Genomic DNA, 16,905 nt, shown 5'->3' on the forward strand with positions numbered 1-16,905 from the left:
GCCGGGCCCAAAACAGATATGGGGCCGCCACCCAATCAAAGGCGACGGCCCCATGCCCGGGGATTTGGCGCTTAAGCCTCATCCCGCAGCTTGACCAGATCGTTCAGCAGGCCGTCGGTACCGTTGGTTACGGTCAGCCGTTCGACCTTACCGGCAATCGTTTCAAGCGCTTCCAGCTCTTTCAGCCGCAGCATCACTGGGTTTTCAGCGATGACCTTGGCCGTGTTCAGCAGCGACCGGGTGGCGTTTGTTTCCTCCCGCCGCTTGATCACGCTGGCCTCGGCCTGTTTCTCGGCTGCGACCACGGTGTTCAGGATGTCCCGCATCTCACCCGGCAGGACGACGTCCTTTAGGGTGATATCCGAGACCTCGACACCGATCTTGGCGAGATCGGCCCGGATCTTGTCGAGCGCCAGAGCATCGACCGTCGCCTTGTTTTCAAGGATCTGGTCGAGGGTCTTGGCACCCAGCTCTTTCCGAAACACGGTTTGTAGCGACCGGTACAGGACGTCTTGGAAGTCCTTAACGTCCGTAACGGCAGCCACCGGGTCCGTGACTTGGTAGGTGGCGGTGACATTGATCCGGATGGTCACCCGGTCCTTGGTCAGGAGTTCCTGACCAGTGACGTCGAGTGCCTGCACCCGGCCATCAATGACTTTCACCTCCACCGACCGGCCAGCCCGCCAGAAGCCGTAGGCCCCAGGCTTGAGCACCCGATCCAGGACACCGTCGACGAACACCAGACCGGTTTCACCATCGGCGATGGTGGCCAGGGTAGCGAGACCGGTGAGGTTGGTTTTCGTCAGTCGCCGCAGCAGCGGGCCCTTGATCACCATATCCTCCACCGCATCGGTGACGGTTGCCGTCCATGGGCCAGCTTCGGTCCAGAGGACCAGCCGCTGATCCGGGCCCAGCACTTGGAAGACCCGGCCATCCTGCTCGATGACGGCCACCTCTTGCGGGCCGGTTGTCACCAGCGTCAGCTGCTCGGCCGCGATATCAGGGAGCCTATCGAACAGGGCGGTCTCGTAGCTGGAGACTAGGACAGCCTCGGTCAGCTCGGCCCATTCCAGATCAAGCCGATGCCCGCGTGAAGGCAGCCAGTATTCACCTGGCATCAGGATGTCCCTCAGCTGACCCTTGTCGAGCCAGATGGCCCGCTCGGTCTCGTTCACGATCACCCGGGTTCTACCGGTGATCCATTCTTTCAGTTTGATCATCATCGTTCTTACTCCTGTTTCATCGCTTCGCGGCTTTGCTAACGCACGGGCGATACTCCTTTGGTTGTTTATCGAGGGCTGGTTGATGGGCCCGGGCCGCCGCCCTCGAATGAAGACAGCCCGGGTGTTCCGATTACGTGTTCGAACCTTGTGTTCGGAAATTCTGGGAGACGCTCAAAGGCGCCCGGATGGCCGGGGGCAACCCCTGGTCACGGGTCGATGGGCGCGAGATCCGCGGTCGATGCCCCAGCGCCCGTGACCGATCTGCCAGGGCGATGCCTGGTCAATCAGGTGTTGGGGGTTGGGGCACGGAACCGGCGGCTCGGGCCGCAAAGACCGGCAGCTGGGGGAGGGTTGTGTTGCCCTGCTCGCTAGACCCCGACGCTGTTCACCAATGGTAAATTCCCAAGGGCAATCAACGCCGGCGCGTTGCAGGGCGCGGCAACATCCCGTCCATCCGGGCTAGTTTTGGAGACCGTCACAGGGTCGTGCAAAGCGTGGGAATCGAACCCACAACAATCAGATCCTGAGTCTGATGCTCTACCGTTGAGCTAGCTTGCTGGGACGATTGGATATCGTCGGCAAATCGACCAGACCGATGGCGCATCCAAACATGGGCCGTGGCAGTGCCAAGCCATGTGGGCGAGTAAATTTTGAAACTCTGACCATGTGTCACCTCCGGGTTATTCCGGTCGAGGGTCGCGGTGGATACGCGAAACACGAATCACTGGCAACAAGAAATTTTCGGGCCCTAGCTGTCTTGTTCTGGGTGTTGGGTCGGATTTGGCAATAAAACATCACCAGACATCGCATGTTCAGAATGAATATTTCGATCTATAAGTAATCATCGTATCATTCATTGCGTTTTTTGAATGCGTTGCAAAAAGCTATTGGCGGAAAGTGCCGGTGCTGGCAGCCTAATAGAACAGATCGCCGATGGGCGGCGATCTTTGTTCAACTCGAACGCAACCGATTGTTAGAACCACTAGGGAGAGCTCGATGCATAGTTATGTATCCATTCACATGTGCTCCACCGGCTTTGGTTCTGAGCTTGTCTTAACCGACCGTCCGAATAAGGGACGCCTCCGTTAACACCCGCTCGGTCCAACCGGAAACGCTTACCAACCTTCCGGGTTTGGACGATTAAACGACGATTGGTTTGCCCCAGTTACACTTGCTGGGACCCAATTCCGCAAAATTGATCAGGATGTCTGGCTTAGGTCGTATTGCGACCTTGCTTTGCTACCCCTCACGCTACCGGTGTCTCGATATGCCGGTTACGGGACGCATAACCGCCATCAATCCATCCAATCCCGGCCATGGGTGCGCCGATCTTTAGTGATCTACAGCGCACATGGAATGGGCCGAGCGTTTGTTAGAGCACGCGATCCACCACCAATGCGTCTGAGCGTCGGCGGTGATGATCGCCATCCATCAAGGGTATTGATTATTTGAAGAAGGGAGTACGGCCAGCTACGGACCCCACTAAGCAAAGGCTTAGATACAAGGTTTAGGGGTCGGCCGTATGAAGATGATGGCTGAAGATTTTGATGATGATTTAGATGACCAGGGCGACCATGACCGTACCGGTCGTATGAGAAGCCGCAGTGAATCCGCGGCCCTCTACGCCAAGACATGGGCGTTCTCTTGGAACTACTGGCGCCAGCACCCCAAGCTGTTTTGGGGCGTGTTTGCCATGACCTGCCTCATGATTGCGGCGGATGTGGTGTCACCTTGGCTGGCCGGCTCGATCGTTGATGCGATCGTGGTTGATGCCAGTGCCAGCACTGCCCTCTGGGCGGTGGCCGGTTATGTGGGGATCATGGCGCTTTTCCATGGTTCCAAGCACATCACCGAGCAGCTTTGGATCCGGCTGGCGCCGATGTGTATGGAGCAAATCGTCAATGATGCGTTCCAACGCGTGCAGCGCTTCTCCTCGGACTGGCATGCGAACAGCTTTGCCGGTGCCGTGGTCCGCAAGATTACCCGCGGTAAGTGGGGCTTCGACCTTTATGGCGATACCCTGCTTTGGGGAGTGTTTCCCGCTGCGGTGATCTTGATCGGCTGTACCCTCGCCCTTGCCATCCAGTGGTGGCAGGTGGGCCTCTTCGTTGGGGTGACCGGGGCGATCTATGTGGTGGTCAGCGTGATGATGGCCGTCCATTGGATCGGACCGGCAAACCAGCAGCAGGTGGCCCAGGACAGCAAGATCTCGGGCCTGTTGGCTGACGCCCTCGGCTGTAATGCCGTGGTGAAGGCCTTCGGTTCTGAGGCGCGGGAGGATCGCCGCATCGCTAAGGCGGCGCGCCTCTGGCACTTGCGGGCCCGGCGTAGCTTGGGTCGGGCCGTTGGCTCAGGCGGGTTCCAGTCCATCATGGTGACCATCATGATGGCGGGCGCGTTGAGCCTGGCAATCTGGCTCTGGCATGTGGGCCAGGCGACCAGCGGCGATATCGTCGTGATCATGTCGACCATCCATGTGGTCAACGCCTATCTGCGGTTTGTTGGGCAGCATGCCGAGCATCTGCAGAAGTCGGTGAACGAGATGGAAGATGTGATCCGCTTCATGGACCAAGAGATCGCGGTCCGTGATGTGCCCGGGGCCCCACCTTTCCAGGCGGCTGTTAATGACAGTCAAGAGGGCGGTGGTGCTAAGGGCGGTGAGATCCGCTTTGAGGGTGTGACCTTCCGCTATGGCGGGCAGGTGGACCCGCTCTACCGTGATTTCGATCTGGCGATTAAGCCGGGCGAGCGGGTGGGGCTGGTTGGGCCTTCGGGCTCAGGTAAGTCGACCTTCGTGAAGCTGTTGCAGCGGCTTTACGATTTGAATGATGGGCGGATCGTGATCGACGGTCAGGATATCGCACTCGTTCAACAGTCGAGCTTGCGCCGTGCGCTTGCCATGGTCCCGCAGGAGCCGGTGCTGTTCCACCGTTCGCTCGCCGAGAACATCGCCTATGGACGGCCAGGTGCCGGCCGGGCGGCGATCGAGGCAGCGGCGCGGGAGGCCCTCGCCCATGACTTCATCATGCGCCTACCCCAGGGTTACGACACCCTGGTCGGTGAGCGCGGCGTGAAGCTCTCGGGTGGTGAGCGACAACGGGTGGCAATTGCCCGCGCGTTGTTGGCCGATGCACCGGTCCTGATCTTGGATGAGGCCACGGCGGCGCTGGACAGCATCGCCGAGGCGGAAATCCAGCGGGCCCTGGGTCGCTTGATGGCCGGTCGGACCACGCTCGTCGTGGCCCACCGTCTGGCAACGGTTCAGGGGATGGACCGGATCCTGGTGTTCAACCAGGGCCGGATCGTCGAGGAGGGCAGCCATGCGGCCCTGCTGCAAAGAGAGGGTGGCCACTACCGCGCCCTGTTTGAGGAGCAGGCCCTGGGCCTAATGGATGGCCTAGACGCCAGCCAGAAGGCAGCCCTACTAGCCGGCCAAGCGCCAGCCATTGAGGCACATCTAAAAAACGGCGCTGCGTAATAGCGGTGTTAGGAAGCCCGGGGGTCAATGCTCCCGGGCTTTTCCTGCTTCACATCAGAATAAAGTATACGATAAGTATTTTTGGTGGGTCGCCAAGGAATCGAACCTCTCGCTGTAACCACCCCAAGATTTTACAGCACAGCGTTTACAGCGCCGCATGGGGAAAGCGACCCAAGAGTAACTAATTTTGATGTGTGAATTTGGCACGCAGTCTCACCGCAGCGGGATTTTCCCGCTGCGCTAAAAATTAACTGCAATAATAATATATAAGAGCGTGCATAGCCCGATAAATGACCGTTTTTTAATCGTAAGTCAAATTTAAATTCGATGTATTTACATCGAGCGGCCCTAGCGTCGGTTGGCCAATGGCTTTATCGTTGCCGCATAAGCCAGTTCCTAACTTCCCGCATAGACTCGTTGAACTCGCGAGGGTGCCAAGGAAGCTCTAGAGATTCTTCAATTGGTCGTGCACACTCAAGCATTCTGATGCCATCCCATCTTTTGAGCACGTAGATAGCCAGATCCTCGCTGCTCATTTTGCCGATACTACTCTTTAGATGAGAGAGCATTTCGCTCGGCATTGATTTGACGATTTTTTTGGCAAATTTGCTTATTTCTTTTTGGGTTTTATTTTCTATATTTTCTATTTCTTGTCTTTTCCATAATGAATTTATGAACATATAGGCTGATATTTTGTTTTTACATTTGTACATGTCCCCTTTTTTATGTACAAAATCATTTATTTTGAATGATTCCATCAATTTTCGATATAAATTATTATTGGGTGTAAAGTATTCTATGCTGCTACTCACCCAGCCAAATTGGTAGGAATTTTCCAGTATTATATTAATAGACCTATCAATATCTTGTTCTGATAAATTTGGCATTGAAATTATCAGCTCATGTATAAGATCTGATTCAATGATTTGTTCGGATATTCCTTTTTCAAAATCACTTTCTATTATGTTGTATTCTACTAGAAGGTAATATGCGCGTTCGCCGCTCGACACATATCCCGTTTCAATTTGGTATGCTTTGCGATTGTCGCACCACCATCTTGGAAGGCTGTCGGCTAAGAAACCCAGTATTGTGCTTAGGAGTAAGATCTGATCATCAGTTGCTTTCTCTGAAATCATCGACGAATCCTCAATCACGTAGTTGTTCTCAGTGAGGTTTTCGGTGGCCATTGATCCCGCGCCTATCTCCCTCCCATGAGAGAGAGTACGGTAAAAAGCCGCCATCGACCGACCAATAAATGCAGGTCTATTACGATGGGTCTTGTCCCTTACGTCGTAAGGAGTTCGCCTGGTATGGGCGCCGGGAGATTGAGGCGCCAATCTGCCCGGTCCTAATTGTTTTCCCGCTTTCACTGGTTGAGCGTAAACGCGACGGATACCCGAAACACTATGGTTACAAGGATCAGCGCCATGGCCACCGGATATCCCTTGCAAGATGATGAGCTAACCCAGGCTGACTTCGCCATCGCCTTGAGTGCGATGCCGACCCATAAGAGCCATTGGAGTGCGACGGATGAACGGCGGGCGCTGTATCTCGATCTGGCTCGAATGTCCGAGGGGCTGACCTTCATCGATGAGGCGCGTGGTTTTCGCTTCCCCTGCGTCCGGGCCAGCTTCGGATATCTTGAAGACATCATGGCCGCGATCCCGCAGGCCGCCGTTCAGGCCGGTGCCATCTCCAATGAGATGGGCATATTTCAGGGTCGTCATGATTCAATCGTCGAAGATCAGAAGGGTGGCTATGCCGCTGGCGCTCAAGCGCCCTCCATCCGCGCTGCCCTGCTCTATGACGTGAAGAAGGATGAGGTGGTTGGCCTATCCGGTGCCGGTCGGGTTGCGCTGGCGATGCTAGACGCGGAATTCTCCGGACAGTTCTCCCCGCAGAATTTGCGCGAGCGAGGCCTCGACTATTTCAATAAGCAGTTGGAGGCAGCCGGGTTCGACCCCATGACCATGCCAGCGCCCAAGGCTGACCGGCAGGGGGCGGCACCCAAGCCAGATGCACCCGACGGCACCGGTCGGCCCATGCGGCCCTAGGTCAACGCGACCCCCTCGTCTTCGGCTTATTCGCCCCTATCTTGGTGGCATGAGCAAACCAGCCGACCAACAGCAACAAATGCAGGTCTATTACGACGGGTCTTGCCCCCTATGTCGTAAGGAGATCGCCTGGTATGAGCGCCGGGGGATTGAGGCCGCCATGTGTGATGTGAGTGAGGCTGCTAATGTACCCGGCGATCTGACGCCCGAGGCCGCCATGGCGCGGTTTCATGTGCGCGATACCGATGGTCGGCTGCTCTCCGGCGCTGAGGCGTTTGTCGCCACCTGGCGGGTAACGCCGGGGCTGAAATGGCTGGCCGTCCTGTGCCGGCCTAGGCCGGTTATCTGGGTACTGGAGCGGCTGTATCGCCTCTTCCTCCATATCCGCCCGCAGATCCAAAAATTTGCACGATCCCTAACCTGATCCACCAATCTGTTTCCACCCGGCCCCATGGGCACCGCATTCACAATGCTGCTACAGCGTTGGTTCCCAACGCGAACGCGCTAGCACCCGGTCAGTCTCGGGATTAGGGTGGTGGCAATCTGTTCTCGCAAAAATGAAGACACTGCCATGACCATCAAACTCTACGACCTGGCCGGTGAAGATTTGGAGATGCGGTTTAGCCCTTTTTGTTGGCGGACCAAGCTGGCGCTCGCCCATAAGGGGCTGGCATTCGAGACCATCCCCTGGCGCTTCCATGAAAAGGAGGCGATTGCCGAGAGTGGCCAGCCCAAGGTTCCGGTGATCGTTGATGGCGATAAGTGGATCCATGATAGCTGGGCCATCGCTGAGTATCTGGATGAGGCGTATCCAGATTGCCCGATGCTGTTCGCGGGCCCAGAGACGAAGGCCCATATCCGTTTTCTCGATGCCTGGATTGGCAAGGTGCTGTTCCCGGCGATTGCCAAGTCGGTGATGGTGCCGCTGCAGGATGTGATTGCTGAGGAGAACCGCGCCTATTTCCGGGAAACCCGGGAGAAGGTGTTCGGCATGACCTTGGAGCAGCTAGGTGAATTGGCGCCATCGGCGGAGGAGTTCTACGCCATGCTCTCACCGCTCCGCTCGGTCCTTGCCAAGCAACCGTTTCTGGCCGGTGATGCGCCAGATTATGGGGACTACCTGCTGTTCGGCCCGTTCCAATGGGCGCGCTGTTCCTCACCAGATGAGCTGCTGGCCGCCGATGATCCGGTTGCCCAATGGCGTGGTCGTGTTCTGGACCTCTATGACGGTTTAGGCCGCAACGCCCCCGCCCGTTGTGCCGCTTGATCGGGTTTGGCCATGAGTGACGAAACCAAGGCTGGTTCTGCTAAAGGTGATGTTGCGGCAATAATCCGCGCGGCGTTCCGCGAGGGTTGGATGGCCCGGCATCAGCTTCGCGAGCCGGATGAGAACGATGTGGAGAATGACTGGATCATCTCTGAGGCGCGCAAGGCGGGAACCAGTGAATTCAAGGCGGTGACGCCAGAGTTAGTCCGCGACTGCTACCGCGCCCTGCTAAAGCGTGAGCCAGAGAACGATGATGTCGTTGCGGCCAGGGTTGCGGGGACGTCGAGCGTCTCTGATTTGCTCGAATCCTTCCGTCGATCACCAGAGCTGCTGCACCGGGCCTATATTGAGTATCTGCGGCGGCACAGCCCAGCGCTCAAGCCAAAGCCCCGGTTCGATCTCGATATAGCGCCGGACCAATTCAACCGATTGTTTGAAAGAGTAGTCACCCAATGGAGTGACCTTGGTCAGGCCGAGCCCTATTGGTCCGTGCTGACAGATGAGAAGTACAAAAGCGATGCGATTGATGAGGAGGTGCGGCAACGCTTCTACGACACTGGGAAGGATCTAGAACGGGAATTGAGACAGCTCCACGCCCGCAATGACGTGGCTTTTCAGGGTGGTGTCTGCTTGGAGCTCGGCGCGGGTGTCGGACGGTTAACCACCACATTGGCAAAGATGTTTGATCGGGTTATTGCGGTCGACATCTCACCGGGGAACCTAGAGATATGCAGAAAACATCTAGAGAAAAATAATATAGATAATGTCGATTTCAAAATTATATCCAACCCAGAACAGATTGGTGAATTAGAAAATTTTGATTATTTTTATTCGTTAATGGTGCTGCAGCATAATCCGCCGCCAATTCAAGAGTATATACTGGATATAATATTTAGAAATCTGAATGAAGGTGGGTTTGTTAATTTTCAACTGCCAACCAGTACGCCAGAATACCAGTTTGATATTGAGGCTTATTTGAGCTCATCACGCCAGGTTATGGATATGCATGATTTACCCATGAGTCGCGTATTCAGGCTTTTCCAGCGTCATGAAATCTTACCGATAGATGTGATTATGGATAGCCACACGGGCACGTTTGGATCTCATAGCTTCTTCGGCCAAAAGCGGTCGGGGTCTTGAGGCGCGGCGTTCGAATATGAGCCCTGATGAATTGGCGGCGGGCCGCGTCTACCTTACCGGCCATATCGATGTGCCGGCGGATCGCCTGACAGCGGTTCGCGATGCGCTGGATGAGCACATCGCCCTGACCCGGGCAGAGCCGGGCTGTCTGTCATTTGACGTGGTGGAGCAGGATGACCCGCCAGGTCGGTTCTCGGTGGCTGAAGTCTTTGAGAACCAGCAAGCCTTCGATGCCCATCAGGAACGGACCAAACAGTCAGCTTGGTTCCAGGTAACCGAGCGGATTCCCCGGCATTACACAATCACGACCAAGGCGGATTAGTCGTCCAGGGCGGCTAGATCGCCATCCCCATACTGTACATAACCGTCAGGACCAGTTGGCCGAAGCTTCTTAGCCTTCCAGCATCGCTTACCATCATCCTGGGTCAGTTCAGGATTGGCCGCTTTGAATGCACGTAGGTAGCGTAGGTAGTTGTTGTGCTTGGCGATCGGCTTCTGGTCAGGGGCGGCACGGTTCCGCGCTTCAATCTCGTACCAGGCTGCAATCGCGTCATTCAGGCTATACCCCGGATGCGCCCTGACCCAGGCCATGAACTCACCCGAGCAGGTAAAGCCTTTGCCAATCTCCGCCTTGAAGAACCCGCGGACATTCGGGCCAAAGCTAATCTGGTCATCAATGATCTCACCTCCGGTGAGCGCTGCCTTGGACCAATTGATGCGGTTGGTCTGTTGGGTTGGCTTGGTGGTGGGTCGTTCCTCACTCTGACCATCCAACCGGGCCGCTATCCGATGACGAAGCTCAGCCTTACTGCCAGCCCTGGATAGCTGGAGGGTTTCGCAGATGGTCTCCAGCATCTCCTTCTCCCAATACCAGCCGAGAAACTGATCGCCGGTCATACCGGGATTGAAGGCCGGGCGGGTGCCATCGCTCATTGGTACGGGCAACCATCTCTGAGGAAGGCGACCGTTTCATCCCGCACCGGGCGGTGGTCACGGTAGATCCAGCTGAACGCGCTGATTAGGTCGATATGGCCTAACCCCTCATAGGTTTTGACCTGATAGCAGACATTGTTTTTAGCCAGGGCAGCGGCCAGGCGTTCATGGTTCTGCGGCCCGACCAGATCATCCGCCTCACCCCATTGCAGCAGCATGGGCGGGACATCCCGTGTCACCTGCCCCGCCAGGTGGGTGGCGCTAGTGGGAGCGCCAACAAAGACGGCAACGATATCATCATCACGCGGGGTGAAATCATAGGGACCGGCGAGGCCAATAACCCCGGCCAGTTGTTTGGGTGCCAGATCATGGGCGGCCAGAAATTCCGGGTTCACGGCCAGGGTGGCGGCGATATGGGCGCCCGCCGAATGCCCCATCAGATAGACATCGCCGCCGCCTAGGGCATCCAGATTATCCATCACCCAGGCAACGGCCTTGGCGCCATCCTCGGCAAAGGCTGGGAAACGATGGGCCGGTGATTTTCGGTAATCGGGAATAACGGTGATGAAGCCCTTAGCGGCCATCTCGCTGCCAACAAACCGGTACTCCGCCCGCGCTCCGGTCTGCCAGGACCCGCCATAGAAGAAGATGATCACCGGCAGCTTGCCCGCTGGGTCCCCACTTGGCCGGTAGATGTCCAGGGCCAGCTTCTCCACGGGGTCGAAGGTCGTGTTGAAGGTCTCCTCAACCTCCGCCAGTCGTGTCGGGATGTTGACGGCTGCAAGGCCGGCATCTTCACAAGCGGTCATCAGCAAAAGCAGCCCGGCAAGGGCGGAACGGAGAAGCATGGGCATAGAACTAGATCATCCACGCTTCCTGATCAGGGTCTGCTTGGCAATGATGCCCGCCATAACGGCCACCCGCTCGGCATTGTCCTTTGCCTCGCTGTCATCGGCATGGGTAAGCGAGTTCTCAAAGCCTACCCGGCATTTGCCGCCTGCTTTGATCGCCGCCTCTAGGCAATCGGTCTCGCCCTGCCCGAAGGCACAGACCGCCCAATCGGGCGCATGCCCCAAAGCACGTTGCCGGTCGAGGAAGGGGGTTAGCATCTCGGGGTTACTCTGCTGCCCTTCCGTGTATCGGCCGAGGACATAGATCAGCTGCAACGCCGGATCGGTCAGCCGCTCCTTAGGCAGGGTGTTGGCCAGCAGATCGTAATCATCCAGATCATAGAGAATGTGCTGAACCCCGATGCCCCGCTCATGACAGGCAGCATAGAAGCCGGGGGCTTCATCCGGCTCACGCATCATTTCCCGGATTGAGACGGAGACAAGCTCGGCACCACTCTCAAGTGCTACCGCGCGCTGGGCTGGTGGGTCATAGATACCAACCGCTTCGGTCGTAATCTGAACCGTCATGCGCGGCACCTTTTCCGCCAGCAGCTTTAAGATCGCGCTGTACTGTTCGACATCGAGCAGGTGCTTGCCTTCAGCATCCCGGATATGGAGGTGCAGGCCATCGGCGCCGGCGGCAAAGCAGTTCTTCGCCGCGATAATGATCTCGTCAGTGGTGATGGGCAGGGCCGGGTGGTCCGCCTTGGTGCGCCGGGCACCGTTGGGGGCCACCATCAGGCTTGGCAGTGGGGTCATGGAAGGGATTTATCAATCGCTGTGGCGAGCTTGGTCACCAGCTCATCAACATGGTTGTCTTCAAAGATAAAGGGCGGGGCGAGCAGGACGTGGTCGCCATGCTTGCCGTCGATAGTGCCCCCGGCGGGATAGCACATAAGGCCACCCTCAAACGCGTTTCGCTTAACCGCCTTATTGATGCCGAGGCTGGGGTCGAAGGCGGCTTTGGTTTCTCGGTCCGCCACCAGTTCCAGACCGATAAACATGCCGCGCCCACGGATATCGCCGATATGCGGATGCTGGCCAAAGGCCTGGTCTAGGCCAGCGCGCAGTTTCGCCCCCATTGTGGCCGCCCGCTTGGTGAGGCCGCCATCAGTTAGCTTGGCCATCACGGCGAGGCCAGCGGCACAGGCGGTGGGGTGACCGATATAGGTATGGCCATGTTGGAACAGGCCGCTGCCGTCCTCAATCGTGCGGTAAATCTCACCCGTACAAAGTGCGGCGCCAATCGGTTGGTATCCGGCGCCAAGCCCCTTGGCGATGGCGATCATATCCGGGGCCACGCCATCCTGCTCACAGGCGAACAGGCTGCCGGTTCGGCCCATGCCGCACATCACCTCATCCAGGATCATTAGGATGCCGTGGCGATCACAGATCTCGCGGATGCGTTTGAAGTAGCCAGGCACGGCTGGCACTGCGCCCAAGGTCGCACCGACCACTGGCTCGGCGATAAAGCCGATGACCGTTTCGGGCCCCAGCTCTTGCAGCTTGGTCTCCAGCTCATCCGCGACGCGGTGACCATACTCGGCCTCACTCTCCTCTGGCTGCTGGTCGCGATAGGCGTAGCAGGAGGCGATGTGATGCGCCTCAATCAGCAATGGCTCAAACGGGTCCCTACGCCATTGATTGCCGCCGACAGCCAGCGCGCCAAGCGTATTGCCGTGATAGCTTTGCCGCCGTGCAATGAAGTGGCGGCGCCCCGGCTCCCCACGTTCCAGATGATATTGCCGGGCAAGCTTCAACGCGGCCTCCATCGCCTCCGACCCGCCAGAGGTGAAGTAGACCCGCTCAATCCCCGTCGGGGCATGGTCGATCAGTTTATCCGCCAGCTGTTCGGCCGGTTCGCTGGTGAAGTAGCTGGTATGGGCATAGGCAACCTGCCCGACCTGTGCCTGGATCGCGGCAATCACCTCGGCATCGCTATGGCCAAGGCAGGACACCGCCGCCCCACCGGACCCATCCAGATATTGATTCCCCTCAGCATCATAGAGATAGACCCCATCGCCGCGCATGGCGGTGGGCAGCTTCGCTTTGGTATGGNGCGGGAAGACGTGGGAGGCGGGTGACGGTTTGGGGCGGTCGAGCATTGGTTTCAGGTTGTTAGGTGTTCTGTGCTGTCCGTGGGCTGGGTGCCTCAACGGCGTTAATCTGTTCACTGCCAATGGCCTTGGCCACACGGCGTTCATGCAGGGCATTGGCAGCCAGCGATGCTGGGTTCTCAAGTTTGGCTTGTTCAATCAGGGTATCACTAGACCCTATCGGAATGGTTGAGAGTGATGTCGCAACCGTATCTGGCATGTCGCGTTGTGCCGCCACTGACTGAATATCGCTGACGGCATCCTGGACCCGGCCAGCATGGAAGGCGTTGGCAGCATCCGGGTCGCTGAAGCCCTCGCGCCAGATGATCCGGTCCTCTGGCCTATTGCCGGCATTGGGATCTTCCCAGCTGATCACAAGATCACTAGCAACGCTCGTGTCGAAGCCCTTCCAACGCCCATCGACGGCGGCCTCGGTAATGCAGTGGTTGGACATGCCGCCCATGATGATTGGTTTGGTCAGCCCGTCTTGGCGCAAATGATCAACCAGGTCTGGCCCTTGAAAGGCATCGGCCCCGGGTAGTGGATATCTGTCCGTATCGTAATCCGCCGCCACGCTCGCGCGCAGGCCCGCCCGCGCCTCACCCTGGTAGTCAGCGGGCTTCATAAACGGGCTCTTAAAATACTTCGTGGCGATGGTGTCCCCAGCCTTGGGCCCATGGGCGGCCATGAAGCTGTCCATCATCTGCTGCGCCTCGGCATCCCGTTCAACGGCCGCTGGGCTGCTATCGCCGGGCGCTCTACCATCGCGCATAAAGCCGAGTTCTTCGAGCTGTGCTGGATCATTCTGCCGTCCATCGGCACCGGGGCGCACATCATGGAGGGCGTTCTCAGGCCCCATCTGGATCCAGACCACGGGCGTGCCCTGGTCGCGCATCTGACCCAGTTGGGTGCCCAGCCGGTCGAGGTAAGCCTGGGCGTCATGGCGCTCCATCTTGGCAAGACCATCAGCGCCGATATCGACCACAAGGCCGACCGAGCCATCCTTATGCGATGGCTGATCAATCCCCCGTGCCATATCCATCAGCGCTGTCATTCGGTCCTCTAACTCCCCGATAAAACGAGTGTATCGCAACCTGAATGATGGGGGCAGCAAAACCATATCTTGATAAAACTAGTTTTATAGTTATATTGAGCATCATGAGCACAAACGCTGAATATGCCGGCTGCCTCGCAGCCCTGGGTCATGAGACCCGCCTTGCCATTTATCGCCTGTTGACCCGGGCGGGGGATGACGGCTTGAATGTGGGCCAGATCGGCGCCCATTTGGGCCAGCCGCCCTCAACCCTGGCCCATCATTTGGCCGCCCTGGTTGAGTGTGAGTTGGTGGTGCAGGAGCGGCAGGGCCGGCAAATCATTAACCGGGTGGATTTCCATGTGATGCGCGGCACGATCGCGTTTCTCACCGATGAGTGCTGCGCCGGTTTCGACACGGGGCAAGGGAACGCAGGGGAAGAGGATGCGGCATGACCGATATCTCACTTGAACCAAAGAATGAGACAATTGAACCGCTTGGCCGCCGGTTGACCCGATGGGTTAGTGAACAGCGGGTCTGGATGGTCTCCGCCACGATCCTGGTCGCCCTTGCCATCTTCTCCCCGACACAGTCTTGGGAGAGTGCGAGCTTTGCGACGGTCAACCTGCTGGATGTCTCGCCCTATCTGCTGCTCTCGATCGTCATTGCGGCCTATGCCGGGGCAACCGGCGCCGATGGGTTAATCGCGCGGGCCTTCACCGGCTCGCCCTATGCCATGATCCTGATCGCCGCCATTGCTGGGGGGCTGTCGCCCTTCTGCTCCTGCGGTGTCATTCCACTCATCGCCGCCCTTCTGGCCATGGGTGTCCCGCTATCTGCCGTAATGGCATTCTGGCTTGCCTCGCCGATCATGGACCCCTCGATGTTCGTGCTGACCACGGGTGTCATTGGGTATGAGTTTGCCGTGGCCAAGACCGTGACGGCGATTGCCCTTGGCCTTTATGGCGGCATCACCGTGCATATGCTGGCAGGCGCCGGTGGCTTGCAGGACCCGTTGCGTGACGGCGTTGGCAATGGGGGCTGCGGTGGCTCAAAGGTTCGGGAGGTAAAGCCGGTGGTCTGGCGCTTCTGGGAAGACAGCGCGCGGGTTGAGAAGGGCCGGAAGGAGGTCGTCAAGACCACGCTGTTTCTTGCCAAGTGGCTAGTCCTCGCCTTCATCCTGGAAAGCCTGATGCTCGCCTATCTGCCTGCGGATCTGGTCAGCCAAGCCGTTGGTGGCGAGGGCATTCAGCCAATCGCCATCGCGACTCTGGTGGGGGTGCCGGCCTATCTCAACGGCTATGCTGCCCTGCCACTGGTCGGTGGCCTGATCGAGCAGGGCATGGCCCCCGGTGCCGGCCTCGCCTTCCTGGTGGCCGGCGGGGTCACCTCACTCCCAGCCGCCATCGCGGTCTGGGCGCTGGTGAAGAAACACGTCTTCGCCCTCTATATCGCCCTGGCCCTGAGTGGCTCTCTTGTAAGCGGCATTCTGTTCCAGCTTTGGGTGGGTTAGCGTGCAGAGCGTTAGTCGATCAGCGAGAATACATCGTTGCTACCCTCTATCATGAAGCGGTCCACCTGTGTGCCATCCCAATGGAACCGATAGTGATCGCCTTGCCTTGGCGGTGCAATAAGATCAGGCCAAAACAGACCAGCACATTCGCCACCCGGACATCTAACACTGTCGTAAACGATGCCGTTAAAGCCTTGCTGCCTTAGCGTTGCACCAATTTTCTGTGGCAGATGGTAATCATCCGGTTTGTGAAACTCGTCCTTTCCGCGAAGGTCGACTAGGTCCGTATCTATTGCGCCGACCAATTGCCTGAATTGGGCAGTCCAGCCAGGCTCCTCTTGGCTATCGGCCATGGCAAGGCCGTGATGGTAAGCGACTTCACGAATGGCCACCTCGTCGCTATTGCCCGTGCTGTAAATCCCGAAGTTGCCATCGGTAAAGCGACCGGGTCGGTCGGTGCTACAATGTACGAATGGGGCCATTAGATAACTCGCGCCAGTACCGCCTACTCGGCGTTCAGGGGGCACTAAATCGAGTCTACCAATACGCTCAACTAAGCGTGGATTGGTTTTGGCCTCTGCTGAGGCAATGGCATCCCAATCCTCGGGATCGGCGATATCTTCAAACAGATCAATCGGGGGATATATCGAATAGATAACCCGCACTGCGCGCGGCCAATTGACCTTGGTGATGGACTGCCCGTCGGCCCCAGCGCCGCTCACCAGCCGCCTCGTTCAGCATCAAGATATGTGCGAACGCGCATTAAAGAGAACATCGAGTTGCCCTCGGTCATAACCTCAAGCGGTGTGCGTCCCGAAAATGCCTTGTTGGGGCGCTTTACCCATCTATATCGGCGAACCCGGTCGCTAAACAAATATCCAAGACCTTTATGAATGCCCATTAAGATGGATAATCTGGTGGCCAGATCCGCACTGATACGACCAATGCTTCCTGTCTTCCAGCGATTATACGTGCTGCTGCTTACGCCCCCCAAAAGTGCTCGCGCCTCGCTATCACTCAGTCCCCATTTGCTAAACAGGTTTAATGCGGCGCGGGCCATCGCCATGGCCTCACTATCGGTGATCTCAACCGCCGTTGGATCATGGGCTGTCTTGGTTCGTTCGATAAGCATGGCATGGCTCCTATTGGTGTAATATAGGTATTTTTGTATCAAATGACAAATTCTGGACCAGCACATTGCCGATAAAAGCGCCGCCGCGATCACGCTCGACGAAAGCAGCTGCTATTGGCCGGTCGCTGGATATCTACTACCGCGAT

The 16,905-nt window shown here is 57.6% G+C and carries 17 protein-coding genes and 1 tRNA gene; 8 read left to right on the forward strand and 10 right to left on the reverse strand.

Features of this window, described 5'->3' with window-relative positions:
- Positions 1–71: 71 nt before the first annotated feature.
- Entirely contained in the window at positions 72–1,217 is a 1,146-nt protein-coding gene (locus tag KI792_09080; GenBank protein ID MBV6633171.1) for a slipin family protein, read from the reverse strand.
- Positions 1,218–1,709: 492 nt separating this feature from the next.
- Positions 1,710–1,780 (reverse strand) — tRNA-Leu (locus KI792_09085).
- A gap of 1,034 nt (positions 1,781–2,814) precedes the next feature.
- Between KI792_09085 and KI792_09090 the strand changes: the two genes are divergently transcribed.
- Positions 2,815–4,701 (forward strand): ABC transporter ATP-binding protein, encoded by a 1,887-nt coding sequence (locus tag KI792_09090; GenBank protein MBV6633172.1) that lies wholly within the window; start codon positions 2,815–2,817, stop codon positions 4,699–4,701.
- 371 nt (positions 4,702–5,072) lie between these two features.
- Here KI792_09090 and KI792_09095 read toward each other — a convergent pair whose 3' ends face one another.
- A complete protein-coding gene (locus tag KI792_09095) occupies positions 5,073–5,888 on the reverse strand; it encodes a hypothetical protein (GenBank protein ID MBV6633173.1) in 816 nt (271 codons plus the stop codon).
- 240 nt (positions 5,889–6,128) lie between these two features.
- Between KI792_09095 and KI792_09100 the strand changes: the two genes are divergently transcribed.
- From KI792_09100 to KI792_09120, 5 genes are all read left to right on the forward strand, one after another.
- A complete protein-coding gene (locus tag KI792_09100; protein MBV6633174.1) occupies positions 6,129–6,755 on the forward strand; it encodes a hypothetical protein in 627 nt (208 codons plus the stop codon).
- 79 nt (positions 6,756–6,834) lie between these two features.
- Complete coding sequence (locus tag KI792_09105) at positions 6,835–7,179, forward strand: DUF393 domain-containing protein (protein MBV6633175.1); 345 nt, start codon at positions 6,835–6,837, stop codon at positions 7,177–7,179.
- Between the two features lie 147 nt (positions 7,180–7,326).
- Positions 7,327–8,022, forward strand: coding sequence for a glutathione S-transferase family protein (locus KI792_09110; protein ID MBV6633176.1), 696 nt, complete (start codon positions 7,327–7,329; stop codon positions 8,020–8,022).
- Positions 8,023–8,034: 12 nt separating this feature from the next.
- A complete protein-coding gene (locus KI792_09115; GenBank protein MBV6633177.1) occupies positions 8,035–9,162 on the forward strand; it encodes a methyltransferase domain-containing protein in 1,128 nt (375 codons plus the stop codon).
- A 16-nt stretch (positions 9,163–9,178) separates the two neighbouring features.
- Complete coding sequence (locus KI792_09120; protein ID MBV6633178.1) at positions 9,179–9,484, forward strand: antibiotic biosynthesis monooxygenase; 306 nt, start codon at positions 9,179–9,181, stop codon at positions 9,482–9,484.
- Here KI792_09120 and KI792_09125 read toward each other — a convergent pair.
- The 5 genes from KI792_09125 to KI792_09145 all read right to left on the reverse strand — a co-directional run bounded on the left by KI792_09125 (position 9,481) and on the right by KI792_09145 (position 14,135).
- On the reverse strand, positions 9,481–10,095 hold the full coding sequence (locus KI792_09125) for a hypothetical protein (protein ID MBV6633179.1): 615 nt from the start codon (positions 10,093–10,095) through the stop codon (positions 9,481–9,483). The two genes, KI792_09120 and KI792_09125, sit on opposite strands and share 4 nt — an antisense overlap.
- Positions 10,092–10,949 (reverse strand): alpha/beta hydrolase, encoded by an 858-nt coding sequence (locus tag KI792_09130; GenBank protein MBV6633180.1) that lies wholly within the window; start codon positions 10,947–10,949, stop codon positions 10,092–10,094. The genes KI792_09125 and KI792_09130 overlap by 4 nt, the downstream gene beginning before the upstream one ends.
- A 9-nt stretch (positions 10,950–10,958) precedes the next feature.
- The gene (locus KI792_09135; protein MBV6633181.1) at positions 10,959–11,744 is read right to left on the reverse strand and encodes a 3-keto-5-aminohexanoate cleavage protein; all 786 of its coding nucleotides are present in this window, start codon (positions 11,742–11,744) and stop codon (positions 10,959–10,961) included.
- On the reverse strand, positions 11,741–13,090 hold the full coding sequence (locus KI792_09140) for an aspartate aminotransferase family protein (GenBank protein MBV6633182.1): 1,350 nt from the start codon (positions 13,088–13,090) through the stop codon (positions 11,741–11,743). Before KI792_09140 ends, KI792_09135 begins: the two co-directional genes overlap by 4 nt.
- A 13-nt stretch (positions 13,091–13,103) precedes the next feature.
- Positions 13,104–14,135, reverse strand: a complete 1,032-nt coding sequence (locus tag KI792_09145) for an isochorismatase family protein (protein MBV6633183.1) — start codon at positions 14,133–14,135, stop codon at positions 13,104–13,106.
- Positions 14,136–14,239: 104 nt separating this feature from the next.
- Between KI792_09145 and KI792_09150 the strand changes: the two genes are divergently transcribed.
- On the forward strand, positions 14,240–14,569 hold the full coding sequence (locus KI792_09150; GenBank protein ID MBV6633184.1) for a winged helix-turn-helix transcriptional regulator: 330 nt from the start codon (positions 14,240–14,242) through the stop codon (positions 14,567–14,569).
- Positions 14,566–15,627 (forward strand): permease, encoded by a 1,062-nt coding sequence (locus KI792_09155; protein ID MBV6633185.1) that lies wholly within the window; start codon positions 14,566–14,568, stop codon positions 15,625–15,627. Before KI792_09150 ends, KI792_09155 begins: the two co-directional genes overlap by 4 nt.
- An 11-nt stretch (positions 15,628–15,638) precedes the next feature.
- Here KI792_09155 and KI792_09160 read toward each other — a convergent pair whose 3' ends face one another.
- Positions 15,639–16,349 (reverse strand): RES family NAD+ phosphorylase, encoded by a 711-nt coding sequence (locus tag KI792_09160; protein MBV6633186.1) that lies wholly within the window; start codon positions 16,347–16,349, stop codon positions 15,639–15,641.
- On the reverse strand, positions 16,346–16,759 hold the full coding sequence (locus tag KI792_09165; protein MBV6633187.1) for a DUF2384 domain-containing protein: 414 nt from the start codon (positions 16,757–16,759) through the stop codon (positions 16,346–16,348). Before KI792_09165 ends, KI792_09160 begins: the two co-directional genes overlap by 4 nt.
- Positions 16,760–16,905 lie beyond the last annotated feature (146 nt).

It is taken from the genome of Alphaproteobacteria bacterium SS10, from assembly GCA_019192455.1.
GTDB lineage: Bacteria > Pseudomonadota > Alphaproteobacteria > TMED2 > TMED2 > TMED2.

What these genes read in the sequence shown, in the direction of transcription:
- KI792_09100 (MBV6633174.1), top strand. Translation starts at nt 6,129, where the DNA reads ATGGCCACCGGATATCCCTTGCAAGATGATGAGCTAACCCAGGCTGAC.
- KI792_09135 (MBV6633181.1), bottom strand. Translation starts at nt 11,744, where the DNA reads ATGACCCCACTGCCAAGCCTGATGGTGGCCCCCAACGGTGCCCGGCGC.
- KI792_09095 (MBV6633173.1), bottom strand. Translation starts at nt 5,888, where the DNA reads ATGGCCACCGAAAACCTCACTGAGAACAACTACGTGATTGAGGATTCG.
- KI792_09130 (MBV6633180.1), bottom strand. Translation starts at nt 10,949, where the DNA reads ATGCCCATGCTTCTCCGTTCCGCCCTTGCCGGGCTGCTTTTGCTGATG.
- KI792_09120 (MBV6633178.1), top strand. Translation starts at nt 9,179, where the DNA reads ATGAGCCCTGATGAATTGGCGGCGGGCCGCGTCTACCTTACCGGCCAT.
- KI792_09105 (MBV6633175.1), top strand. Translation starts at nt 6,835, where the DNA reads ATGCAGGTCTATTACGACGGGTCTTGCCCCCTATGTCGTAAGGAGATC.
- KI792_09150 (MBV6633184.1), top strand. Translation starts at nt 14,240, where the DNA reads ATGAGCACAAACGCTGAATATGCCGGCTGCCTCGCAGCCCTGGGTCAT.
- KI792_09145 (MBV6633183.1), bottom strand. Translation starts at nt 14,135, where the DNA reads ATGACAGCGCTGATGGATATGGCACGGGGGATTGATCAGCCATCGCAT.
- KI792_09090 (MBV6633172.1), top strand. Translation starts at nt 2,815, where the DNA reads ATGAGAAGCCGCAGTGAATCCGCGGCCCTCTACGCCAAGACATGGGCG.
- KI792_09115 (MBV6633177.1), top strand. Translation starts at nt 8,035, where the DNA reads ATGAGTGACGAAACCAAGGCTGGTTCTGCTAAAGGTGATGTTGCGGCA.
- KI792_09125 (MBV6633179.1), bottom strand. Translation starts at nt 10,095, where the DNA reads ATGAGCGATGGCACCCGCCCGGCCTTCAATCCCGGTATGACCGGCGAT.
- KI792_09155 (MBV6633185.1), top strand. Translation starts at nt 14,566, where the DNA reads ATGACCGATATCTCACTTGAACCAAAGAATGAGACAATTGAACCGCTT.
- KI792_09165 (MBV6633187.1), bottom strand. Translation starts at nt 16,759, where the DNA reads ATGCTTATCGAACGAACCAAGACAGCCCATGATCCAACGGCGGTTGAG.
- KI792_09110 (MBV6633176.1), top strand. Translation starts at nt 7,327, where the DNA reads ATGACCATCAAACTCTACGACCTGGCCGGTGAAGATTTGGAGATGCGG.